Origin of the sequence: Mucilaginibacter sp. OK098 (genome assembly GCF_900142915.1) — a bacterium.
Classification (GTDB): Bacteria; Bacteroidota; Bacteroidia; order Sphingobacteriales; family Sphingobacteriaceae; genus Mucilaginibacter.
Genome location: NZ_FRCM01000004.1, coordinates 112,150 through 124,168 on the forward strand (window position 1 = coordinate 112,150; position 12,019 = coordinate 124,168).

The window sequence follows — 12,019 nt, forward strand, 5'->3', positions numbered from 1 at the left end:
TGACTACATAATCCATAACAGGTTGATTACCAATAAAAACACCTCAATACTTCCCGAAATAATGGCAGATATAAAAATTATTCAACATAATATTTGTTTCGTACGAAATTTTTTCTACCTTTGATTTGTGATGAATATGAAAGATCAAAACAAACAACTGGACCCTACCAAATCGGAGCTTGAAATTTTGCAGGTACTGTGGGAAAATGGCCCGTCAACGGTACGCGGTGTAAATAACGAGCTACTTAAGCAAAAGGATGTTAATTATACCACCACCCTTAAGCTGATGCAAATAATGGCCGATAAAGGCATCCTTGCCCGCGATGAAAGCCAGATGAAACATATTTACAGCGTTGCCGAGGATGAGCAGAAAACTAAGGAGCACCTGCTTGATAAATTTGTGGATTCAATGTATAAAGGCTCGGCCAGCAAGCTGGTGATGCAGCTGTTGGGAAATAAAAAAACATCGCAACAGGAACTGCAGGAAATTAAAGACCTGCTAAAAAAGTTAGAAGAATAAAAGATCATTTTAAAGCTATACGCCATGGACTTTTCAATTGTAAAACTGTTTCCGGATAATTTAGTTAAAGCGCTTTGTGATACCCTGCTCCATTCATTATGGCAGGGGCTGATACTTGCTGCAGTAACAGGGTTGATAATTGTGTTTACCCGTAAATCAGCGGCGGCGAAACGTTATAACCTGCTTGTTGCCGCACTTGCATTATTTGCAGCCGGAACAATATTAACTTTTGTTATAGCCATAAATCATGCGCCTGTTAACTCTCCATCCTCTGTTGCACATAGCCAGGGCGCGCAATTAAACACACAGCCTGTGTTTAAATATAATACACCTGTTACTCATAAAACAACCTTTACAGAGAATGCCATCGGCTATTTTAACAAAAATGCTGCAACTGTAGTATTGATATGGTTTATGATAGTTTGCGCACGTTGCCTGCAGCTTGCAACAGGTCTGCAGGGCATCTATTACCTGCGCCGAAAAAATATTTTTAAGGTTGACACTGCCTGGGAAAACCGCGTGCAGGAGCTTGCACAAAATCTGGGCATCTGGCGAATGGTAAACATAGTGGAGTCTGGCGTGGCAAAGGTTCCTATGGTTGTAGGGCATTTAAAACCTTTGATCCTGATCCCGGTAGGTTTACTTATTGCCGTACCGGCTGAAGAAATTGAAGCTATCCTGATCCATGAGCTGGCACACATCCGCCGGTCCGACTATTTGGTTAACCTGCTGCAAAGCTTAATGGAGATCGTATTTTTCTTTAACCCGGCAGTGTTGTGGATCTCGGCCCTGATAAAAACCGAACGCGAAAATTGCTGTGATGATATTGCGGTGGCGCAAAGCAGCAACAAGGTTAATTATATTAAAGCGTTGGTATCGTGCCAGGAATATAATATTTCTTCGTCTGCACCTGCTTATGCTATGGCTTTAAAAAACAATAAAAATCATTTAAAGGATCGGGTAACCCGCATTATATCAAACAACAATCATTCATTAAACCGGCTTGAAAAATCATTGCTGGCCATTTGCCTGGTAACTGCCGGCTTATTTACCGCTGCCTTTACCAATGCCGAAAAAATAAATAAGCTGGTAACCAATACAGCTAAGGCAGTAATGCATACAGTTAGTACTTCTAAAAAGACCGCTATAAATGACAAACAGGATGTAAGACCCGTTGCTGTTAAAACCGATACCACAACCAAGGGAAAACTAAGAATTTATAGAAATGATGAATTTGGGAACAGTACGATATTCGAGGGGCCTAATTATGAGTACACCACGAGGATCTGTAAGGAAAATGGAATTTTATACCAGCTTAATTATAAAAACAATGCTCTGGCTTCCATGCAGGTGAATGGCAAAACCATCCCACCGAACAAAATAGGCACCTATCAGCCAGTGATAAACCAGATCCTCAACAAATTCAAAACCAATGATGCCAGCAGCAACGCTACAGTACCAGGATCGACAGAAAATGCTGCCAATGATGGTTCCAAAGACAATAAACAAGGTTTAGCCGCACTGGATTCAATTACCCAGAAACTCAAGACAAACAATCAACCGCTTAACGGTTCACTCGGAAAGTTAAACGCCCAAAGCAATCTGAATCTAAAAAGAGACCAGGCCATAGCAGACTCCGTAAACCAGCAATATAAATCATCAAGCCAGGAATATAAAAAAGGCGCGTTAAATGGCGCATGGACAAAACCGGTTGCGCCATATCAGCCGAAATCTGCTTATGGCAATCCGGTAAAACCTTATGAACCTAAGGCTCCATACAATCCAAATTCTCCCGATTACAAACCTTACAGCAAGGTAAATGACGATGAAAGACGCAATAAAATTATAACAGAGATGATCAGCGATGGCATTATTCAAAGCAAGGACAACCTCTCATTTAAAATAAGCTCCTCAGAATTTATTGTTAACGGCAAAAAGCAGCCTGATGAGGTTTACCAGAAATACAGGGCCAAATACGTAAAAATTGTGGGGAACGGCGAATGGTCATGGCTTTACAATTATGATACCGATGCAAAGCGCGAGAGTAATACCGTGGTAGACAAATCTAATAACTAATCTTTATTAAATAACACGACAGCTATTATTCACAAAACAGGTGAACAGGAATACTTATGTCCAAAAAATAAAAATCACAACAACAACTTAACTACCCATTAATCACACATATGAAACTAAAAATAACGGCTATTTTAGCCGCATGGCTTACTATTGCCTCAACTTTTGTATCCGCCCAACAAGGCTTAAAAATAACCGGTAAAATAACAAACGACACTGGTAAGCCGCTTGACGGAGCTACCGTTTACCTAAAAACAGCGAAGGACTCCGTATTAATAAAAACCGCTTTGGCAGATGCAACGGGAAACTTTCTATTTGAAAATCAGAAAAAAGGAGACTACAGACTATTCGTTACCATGATAGGCTATCAATCCTACAAAAGTGAGCCTTTTCAATTGGATAATGACAAAGAGCTGCTATCCATCACCCTTAAACAAACTGGAACAGTATTAAAGGAGGTAACCATATCATCACAAAAACCTTTGATTGAACACAAGATAGACCGTACCGTAGTAAATGTTGATGCCCTGATCAGCAATGCAGGATCAACAGCGCTGGATGTCCTTGAAAAATCGCCGGGGGTAATTGTTGGTGATAATGCAGCGATCAGCCTTAAAGGAAAAGGGGTGCAGATTTTTATTGATGATAAGCCTACCTATCTTTCAGGCGCAGAGCTGGAAAGCTATTTACGGTCGCTGGCGTCATCATCAATTGATCAGGTAGAGCTGATGAGTAACCCGCCAGCAAAATACGATGCTGCCGGCAATGGCGGGATCATCAACATCCGCACAAAAAAATCAAAAGTCAGAGGGTTTAACGGAGGATTGAATCTTAGCTACTCTCAGGGTATTTATGGGAAAACCACCAACAGCTTTAATTTCAATTATCGTAATAATAAAATAAATGTTACCGGAAATTTGGGTTATAGCACCAGCAATAATTTTAATAACCTGGATATAAATCGTCACTTTTTAAACCCGGATGGAAGTATTGCCTCCAATTTTCTGCAAAATTCATTCATTCGCAGAACATCAAAATCCTACAGCGCTAAATTTGGAATTGATTATTATGCATCTGATAAAACAACCTGGGGCATAGGTTTTAATGGGCTGATCCATCCAGCTGATGAGAAAACGGTAGCAACCAGCAAATTACTTGATCCGCAAAACAATTTGGATTCTACTATCATAGCTCATAATAAAGAACATTATAATTTTAAAAACGGCGATATCAATCTAAACTATCGCCACCAGTTTGACAAGAACGGCAAGGAGCTTACAGCTGATTTTGATTATATTAAATATGACAATAAAAGCAGCCAATCATTCGATAACAAAACTTATCTGCCTGATAACTCCATGACCAACAGCGATCTGCTTACAGGGAGTTTGCCTGCCAGCATTAATATTTTCGCCGGCAAAACAGATTATTCTCGCCCTTTGGGTAATGGCATAAAATTAGCCGCCGGACTTAAATCAAGCTATACCAAAACCGATAATATTGCCGACTATTTTTATACGGCAGCCGGTGTAACCACACCCGACTATGGCAAAACCAATCATTTTATTTATAAAGAGAATATAAATGCGGCATACTTGAATGCCAATAAAGATTTTAAAAGATTTTCTATCCAGGCAGGCTTAAGATTTGAAAACACAACTTCAAACGGGCACCAGCTTGGTAATATTCAAAAACCAGATTCAGTTTTTAAAAGAAATTACAATGGGATCTTCCCTACCCTGTTTATGCAGTATAAGCTTGATACAGCCGGCAAACAGTCAGTAAGCCTTAATTACGGCAGGCGGATTGACAGGCCATATTATGAAGACCTGAACCCGTTTTTATCGCCCATTGATAAGTTTACCTATTATACCGGCAATCCGTTCTTAAAGCCGTCGTACACCAATAATGTCGAGTTGTCATATACCTGGGGGAATATTACAACAGAGTTGAGCTACAGCAAAACAAAAGACAATGTGAATGAAACTATTGAAATTGTTGACGGGATCTATTACAGTCGCCCAGGTAATATTGGCAGCACTGTAAATAAAACCATAACCGTTGATGCAAGCTTTGATCCGGCCAAGTGGTTTAATTTCCACCTGTTTGCCTATGTGCAAAATATCCATACGGTAAGTAATTTTTATACCGGCACCTTAAACACCCAGGGTACCTTCTTTTTTATAAGGCCGATAACGGAATTTAAACTTGGTAACGACTGGAAAGTACAGCTTGATGGCGGCTACCAAAGCAAAATTACCAGCAGCCAGTTTGTAGTTGGCCACAGGGGAAAGGTAAATACAGCGCTTTCTAAAAAGCTGTCACCATCTACCACCGTAAAGCTAGTTGTAAATGATGTTTTCCATACGTTTGTTAACAGCGGCGATATAAACAACCTGGCCAATACGCTTGCAAATTACCGCAACATAAGCGATACCCGCACAGCAGTTCTTTCATTAAGCTACCGTTTCGGCAAAGCTATTTCCGATCAGCGTAAACACAATGACAATGCTGCAGAAAGCGAGCAGAACAGGGTGAAGAATTAGGGTTAGTGATTAGCGGCTGGAGATTAGTTGAAATGGGGAGAGACCCGATTTTAAAATAGCATTTACTTATATATTAACGATTTTATGGTTTAAAACTTTGTAAGCCTGAATTGATATGTTATACTAATTCAGTAATTTTGTTTAAAGCAAGTATAAAAACACATGGCAACAACCCAAAAGTCACATACAGAACTTAATCCGATACAGGTTAGTTTGCTTAGGCTCTCTAACAGGCCAATGTCAGAAGAGGAAACATTAGCCTTAAAAAAAGTCATGGTTGATCATTACTCTGGTTTATTAGATGAAGAGCTTACAAAGGTTATCGCTGAAAAAAGATATACTCAAAAAGACTTTGACGAAATGCTTAATGGTGACGATTAATGATTGTTATTATAGATACAAATTGCCTTCTCGCATCTATACCGCCCCAAAGTAGCCATTATTGGTTATATCGTTCTTTTAAGGAAAAACACTTTGATTGGTTGATTAGCAATGAAATTATGGCGGAATATGAGGAGAGGCTGGCTATTTGATTTTCTCAGCAAACAGCTAATTTAGTATTAGCAATACTAACTGCTGCGCCAAATGTTATTTTTGATGAGCCTTATTTTAAGTGGCATCTTATTGAGCAGGATCCCGACGATAATAAATTTGTCGACTTAGCCATTTCTGGAAATGCGGATTACCTGGTTACCAATGACAAACATTTTAATACTCTTAAGTCCATCGACTTTCCTCAAATTAATGTGGTAAGTATAAATGAATTTAAAAGTATTATTTTTAAATAATAACTAATCCAGATTTACCTTTAAAAACCTCGTAAATCTTATATCGGTTTTTGAAAGACAAGTTTACTTCTTATTCAAATCCCAGATCTTCAAGCTTTTAACCATAACTTCCCCATCAGTAAATACTGAAAGCCCGGTTGCATCAGTGTCGGGATAGATCATGGTTGAAATCACCTTTTCGCCGCCATTGCCTATAACTTCCAATGACGATTTATCCATCAAAACCTGGATCTTAACCACACCGTTAACAGGTTTCATTGGTGCGGTTTGAACCAGGTGTTCTGCGGATTTATTATCATTTTCAGCGCTTGTACAATCAATAAACAGCTCCTGCTTAACCGCATCATAACCAACAACAACCTTTTTAGCGGCGCCATTTTTCTCCGCAACATTAAAACCAGCTTTTTTATAACCTGCGCCATTTAATTCAGCATCTATCCAGTAAGCATTTCCATCAAAATGCCCTGATGCGAATAAAGGCATACTTTTATTGTTAATAACGATATTGCTTTTAAAAGCACCCGGTTTACCTAGCAGCTTACCGGTAACAATTGATGCCGGCTGTTGAATAAGCCTTAACCCATCAGCAGTTGTTTTTAATGACAACTCCCTAGGGATAGACATCTGGCCCCTCCATGGAGATGTTTCCGGTTTTCCATTTTGCAGCCAGCCTAAAAGGATCTTTTTATTAGCCGGCGCATCCCGCCAGGCTATTGCCGCATAAAAAGCGTCGCCATAATCAACCATTAGCACTTTATCAGCGGCATTGTCATTTTTAAAAGTGTGTCCGTCAAAATCGCCTACATAATATTGCATTAACGGGCCATGCTCGCCACCGGCAGATACCAGCAGTACCCATTTAACTTTTGCCGGGTTATCGTTAACCATTAATGGCAGTAACGATGGGCATTCCCATGGATTTTTTATAAACCCAGCCGGACCAAAATCACTAAGCTTTGTCCATTCTTTTAAATTTTTTGAACCATAAATCCTTACCTGATGCTCATCAACCATTGCAACAGTCATTATCCATTGCTTAGTGGGCGCATACCAAAACACATTCGGATCACGGAAATCTTCTTTATCCAGGTCGATTACCGGGTTTTTAGCGTACTGTTTAAATGTTAAGCCACCATCGTTACTATAAGCTACATATTGCTTTTCTTTATGCTGATTACGCAGATCAGCCGTATAAATAGCCACAACCGGCGGATTATTTAAACTGCCAAAGCCACTGGTGTTATTTTTATCAAGCACTGCAGAGCCGGAGTAGATCATAGTAATGGTATCACGCCTGATCATCTCAGGTATGGCGACTGGCAAATTCTTCCAGTTAACAAGGTCGCTGCTGGTTGCATGGCCCCAACTCATGTGTCCCCATTTGTTTTCGAATGGATTATGCTGATAGTACAGGTTAAATTTCCCATTTAAAAACAGCAATCCGTTGGGGTCATTCGTCCAGTTTACAGGTGGTGTAAAATGGTATAATGGCCGCCATTGCGGCGTGGATTTTACAGGCGTTTGAGCAAGGCAGTTTATTGCAAATGCAATACAAAGTAAACCGGTTAACTTTATTTTAAGCATATTTTAGGTGTATAGGGCTGTGTAGTATTAAATTTAAAGAAATCAGCTCCGCAAATACGAAGCTCCATTCAAATCAACAATCCCGGCGCTTGTAAATTCAAGGCCATCGCTGGCATACACGGCAATTAAGCGGGCCACCTCTTCCGGTTTGGCAACCCGCCCAAAGGGGCTTTGTTTTTTAATAAACTCCCCTTCTGCGCTGTTCAATAACCCGGCTGCCATCTCAGTCTCCACAAAGCCCGGTGCAATAATATGCACACTGATATTGTTAGGTGCCAGCGCAATAGCCAGCGATTGACTCATCGCATTCAAGCCCGCTTTACTCGCACCGTATGCCGGATGATCCGGCTCGCCCCTGAATGCGCCACGAGATGACACATTGATAATTTTACCACCGTTTTGGTTCACCATTAATCGCGAAGCAAAATAACACATATTGGCCGGACCAGTAAGATTGGTTTTTACTGTTTCGTCCCAGCTTTGCTGCCAGCTATCGTAGCTTGCCGTTAAAATTCTATGCTCCAGGAATACAGCGGCATTATTAACCAAAACATCCAGCGTTTTATACTTTTGCTGGTATAAGTTAAAGAAGTGTTCAATAGCCGCAGGGTCCGTAACATCCAATTGATAGCTGCTGTGGTTGCCTGGTTTAAGATCAGCCAGCGTTTGTTCGGCAGCTTCGCGGCTTGTTTTATAAGTGATAATTACGTTGGCACCCGACGCGGCAAAGAGTTGTGCGGTTACACGCCCTATTCCCCTTGAGCCACCGGTTATAAGTACATTTTTGTTGTTGAAATCAAAAGTCATTCGTAAAAGTACGTTTTTGTTGCAGATTTACTACGGGTATACATACCGGGAATTTTTAATAAAAAACGCCCCCTGGTTTCCCTGGAGGCGTTAAGCTTAGTTAAAAACTTTTAATATTATTGACCCGGTGCTTTTTGTGCCGGATCTTTACCAATAAGGCCCATAAACTGATCTAATTTGGGTGTAATAATCACCTGTGTGCGCCTGTTTAGAGATTTACCACCGGCTGTACCATTGTCTGCAACAGGGTTATATTCGCCTCTGCCTCCTGCTGTTAATCGTTTAGGATCAACGCTGTACGTATTTTGCAGTGCCTGCACTACTGATGATGCCCTTAAAGCGCTCAAATCCCAGTTGTTACGGATGTTTATTTGCTTGATAGGCACATTATCCGTATTACCTTCAACCAGCACATCATAAGTTGAATAATCATTTATGATCTTGGCAACTTTGCTTAATAAAGTTCCGGCTTTGTCTGAAATTTCATAACTACCTGATTTATAAAGCATATTATCAGACAGCGAAACATATACCACACCTTTAAGCACCTTTATATCAACATCCTTAATTTCATCCGGACTTAAAGAACGGGTAAGGTTATTGGTAAGCACCAGGTTCAAAGAGTCGCTCTTATTTTTAAGATCTACCAGGTGACGGATATATTGCGACGAGGCCGTGATCTGGTCGGCCAGCTTCGCAATATTCACATTACCCTGGTTGTTGCCCGCTAAACATTTATTCAGCGCATCCTGTAAGGCTATAGCATTTGATTTTGCCTGTGCTATTTGCTCTTCCAGGCTGGTTACCCTGGCCCTCGATCCGGAAAGCTCCTGCTGGGTTACCTGCCAGCTTTGTTTTAGTTTACTGTTCGTGTCGAGCGATTTGTTATAGTTTGATTGTAATTCGGCGTATTTTTTATTGCTTACGCAACTTTGGGCTACTACCGCTACCAGCAGTATCACCGGTAACAAAAATTTAATTTTCATAAGTATGTAATTTAAAAAACAGGATTATAATCCATTTATAATCACATTTTTTACAACACATTTATGGCTAAAAAGTTTAAGTTATTTATGTTCTACACTTTTTACCAGGCACTAAAAACCTCAAAAATCCTTCCCAGTTGCATGAGAGGGATATAATTGGATAATTTAAATTATAACTCCCGGGGATAACATTTCCGGAAATCCCGAAATAATTTAATCGATCACAGGAAGCGGTATTGGCTCTTCGTGGGCTAATTTCTTAATAGTTACCGGTTCACCTATCCACTTGGTACATGCAAATATGATGAGCACAGCAACAGACAACACAGAATAGCTTACACCTAACCATACCTGGCTTTTAATAGACAAGGCACTTACTACCGTATAGCTGAATGCCGAGGTAAATATAATATAGCCTCCACCTGCTAATCCACTGGCTTTGCCGCCATTGTTTGTAAACCGGGTGAGTAAATAGGACAATACATTATTAAATATAAACCCTATGGCGGCATGCAGGATGATTACGTAAGCTAATAATGTATAAATATTATGCAGGTAGCCGGTAAAAATAGTTAGGCCAATGGCAACAATTGACTGCACACTTGCCGCGATCAATATTTTCTTTACAAATGGCCTGGTGATGAAATACTTTGACAAAAGACCGCCTGCCAGCACGGATACGCCGGAAATAAGTGAAGCATTTCCGGTTACCGTTGCCGGGTAATGCATTAACTTTTCAATTAAAAAAGGACTGGTCATACCGTAAACCAGCATCATAGCGTAAGTTAAAGCTAATACTACCATGCCCACAGTAAAGTCTTTTGTTTTTATCATCAATCCGTAAGCGCCCGCTATTTGTTTCAGGTTAAAGGGATGTTTTTGTTTGATTGATTCTCCGCTGATAATTAACTCCAGGGTCACTAACAATAAGCCAAAATATCCAAGAAAATTAAAATTGGCCTGCCACCCCAAATGGAATTGAAGATAGCCGCCTATAAATGGCGCAATAATAGGCGCCGATGCCCAAATAACTGAAAACAAGCTGGTATAGTGTTTTAATTTGTCGCCCGAATACAAGTCAATAAACAAAGCGCGCTTACTTACTACAATGGTGGCCACCATAATACCCTGAATGGCACGCATCAGGTAAATAACGTGCAGACTTTCTGAACGGGCAATAATAAAGCTTGCCGCGCTGAAAAAAAGTAAGCCGATCACACTTGGCAAATAACGCCCGAAACTGTCAAGCAAGCTGCCGATAAATAACTGGCAGATCCCGTAGCTGATTAGATAAATGGATATGGTTAACTGGATGGCTGAGGGAACGGTATGTAACTTTGAAGCCATATCAGGCAGGGAGGGGATATATACGTCGAGTGCGAAGCCCGAAAGCGGGATTAGCGCAAAACCAAGTATGGTGCTTGCTCTCTTATTTGATTCATCAATTCTTTTCATTGTGATGTATTATTAATTAGCGCAAAGCTAAAGCGATAACACACACACGGGTAATACAAATCAAATTGATGATTATACAAATCAAAGGTTTAATTACTTGCCATTTTCAGGGTTTCGCGGAACAGCAAAGGGGTAGTGCTTGCATATTGTTTAAAATACTTATTGAAGTGCGACGGATAATCAAAACCCAGGCAGTAGGCAATCTCGGCAGCATCCCAGTTGGTATTCAGCAATAAAATTTTGGCTTCAGCAATAATGCGCTCGTGAATAATGGCGCTAGTGGTTTTTCCGGTGGTGCGTTTAACCAGGTTGTTCAGGTAATTGACGTGAACATTTAAGCGCTCAGCATAAGCAGATGGCATTGTTAACTGTAATGGATTTGACGGAGAATCTACAGGGAATTGCTGGTCGAGTAAACTAAAAAAACGCGAAGATAGCCGATCAGCCGGGTTAATACTTTTGATTTGGCCCGGCTGCTGCAGCTTGATCCCTTCATGAATCAGGGTTTGCAGTACGTTGCGGATCATGTCGTATTTGAATTTATAGGTACCTTCCAACAACTCTTCCATATCAGTAAAATAGCGCGAAAAACGAATTAAATCGTCATCATTCAGTATAAATACAGATTGAAGCGAATCGTTAAATAGCGGGCTTTCATATTTTATTTCATTCTTTAGTCCGCTTGAAAAAAAAGCATCGTTAAAAAGGCAGTAAAAGCCTCCCTGGCCTTCATCAAGCGCTTGATATGATGAGGGGGTTGATGGGTTTGAAAACAGGATCGCCGGTTTTTCTATCAACGTCTCTTTATTATTTGACAAATGTACACCCTTGCCGGTTACCAGGCATATTTTGTAATAATCGCGGCGATTATAGGGCGCCACCCGGTTCACGGTACACCTTCGCTTTACATTAAAGTGGGCACCTCCAATGTTATTCTGCATTTCTTTGGGGATATGCTGCCTTGTGCGCTCATAAAACTGTTCAAGTGTTTCTGTTTTAATATCCATCAGATTATACATTTCAAACTCAAAGCTACAAAGTCTTTACTACGCAAATCAACCCCAACTGTAAAGCTGCGGCTATTTTACATTGATTTTACAATATGGTTGTTGCTTTTTAAATGGGTACCAGGCTTTGGGGAGCAACTTTGTATATTCTAAATCCAGGGAACCACAGGGCCTTATAATTTATTAAAGCAGCATTGTTTTAGATTTTACCTATATTATCCTGTATACCAATACCGTAGAACCTGTTCAA

General features: G+C 40.3%; 10 protein-coding genes. 5 read left to right on the forward strand and 5 right to left on the reverse strand.

Annotated elements, in window-relative coordinates; genetic code table 11:
- Window positions 1-136: 136 nt before the first annotated feature.
- The 5 genes from BUE31_RS13900 to BUE31_RS31685 all read left to right on the forward strand — a co-directional run bounded on the left by BUE31_RS13900 (window position 137) and on the right by BUE31_RS31685 (window position 5,930).
- Window positions 137-520: a BlaI/MecI/CopY family transcriptional regulator gene (locus tag BUE31_RS13900; protein ID WP_073404426.1), complete on the forward strand. Its 384-nt coding sequence runs from the start codon at window positions 137-139 to the stop codon at window positions 518-520.
- A 24-nt stretch (window positions 521-544) separates the two neighbouring features.
- Window positions 545-2,596: a M56 family metallopeptidase gene (locus BUE31_RS13905; RefSeq protein ID WP_073404427.1), complete on the forward strand. Its 2,052-nt coding sequence runs from the start codon at window positions 545-547 to the stop codon at window positions 2,594-2,596.
- Window positions 2,597-2,706: 110 nt separating this feature from the next.
- Window positions 2,707-5,142, forward strand: coding sequence for a TonB-dependent receptor domain-containing protein (locus tag BUE31_RS13910; RefSeq protein ID WP_073404428.1), 2,436 nt, complete (start codon window positions 2,707-2,709; stop codon window positions 5,140-5,142).
- Window positions 5,143-5,379: 237 nt separating this feature from the next.
- On the forward strand, window positions 5,380-5,523 hold the full coding sequence (locus BUE31_RS13915) for a hypothetical protein (protein ID WP_234997822.1): 144 nt from the start codon (window positions 5,380-5,382) through the stop codon (window positions 5,521-5,523).
- A gap of 185 nt (window positions 5,524-5,708) precedes the next feature.
- The gene (locus BUE31_RS31685; protein ID WP_143167152.1) at window positions 5,709-5,930 is read left to right on the forward strand and encodes a PIN domain-containing protein; all 222 of its coding nucleotides are present in this window, start codon (window positions 5,709-5,711) and stop codon (window positions 5,928-5,930) included.
- A gap of 63 nt (window positions 5,931-5,993) precedes the next feature.
- Here the strand turns inward: BUE31_RS31685 and BUE31_RS13925 are convergent, their stop codons facing one another.
- From BUE31_RS13925 to BUE31_RS13945, 5 genes are all read right to left on the reverse strand, one after another.
- Entirely contained in the window at window positions 5,994-7,514 is a 1,521-nt protein-coding gene (locus tag BUE31_RS13925) for a glycoside hydrolase family 32 protein (RefSeq protein ID WP_073404430.1), read from the reverse strand.
- 42 nt (window positions 7,515-7,556) lie between these two features.
- Window positions 7,557-8,321: an SDR family NAD(P)-dependent oxidoreductase gene (locus tag BUE31_RS13930; protein ID WP_073404431.1), complete on the reverse strand. Its 765-nt coding sequence runs from the start codon at window positions 8,319-8,321 to the stop codon at window positions 7,557-7,559.
- 116 nt (window positions 8,322-8,437) lie between these two features.
- Window positions 8,438-9,307 carry an OmpA family protein gene (locus tag BUE31_RS13935; RefSeq protein ID WP_073404432.1) on the reverse strand — a complete coding sequence of 290 codons (870 nt, stop codon included), beginning with the start codon at window positions 9,305-9,307 and terminating at the stop codon, window positions 8,438-8,440.
- Between the two features lie 213 nt (window positions 9,308-9,520).
- Window positions 9,521-10,762 carry an MFS transporter gene (locus BUE31_RS13940; RefSeq protein ID WP_073404433.1) on the reverse strand — a complete coding sequence of 414 codons (1,242 nt, stop codon included), beginning with the start codon at window positions 10,760-10,762 and terminating at the stop codon, window positions 9,521-9,523.
- An 89-nt stretch (window positions 10,763-10,851) separates the two neighbouring features.
- On the reverse strand, window positions 10,852-11,769 hold the full coding sequence (locus BUE31_RS13945; RefSeq protein ID WP_073404945.1) for a helix-turn-helix domain-containing protein: 918 nt from the start codon (window positions 11,767-11,769) through the stop codon (window positions 10,852-10,854).
- Window positions 11,770-12,019 lie beyond the last annotated feature (250 nt).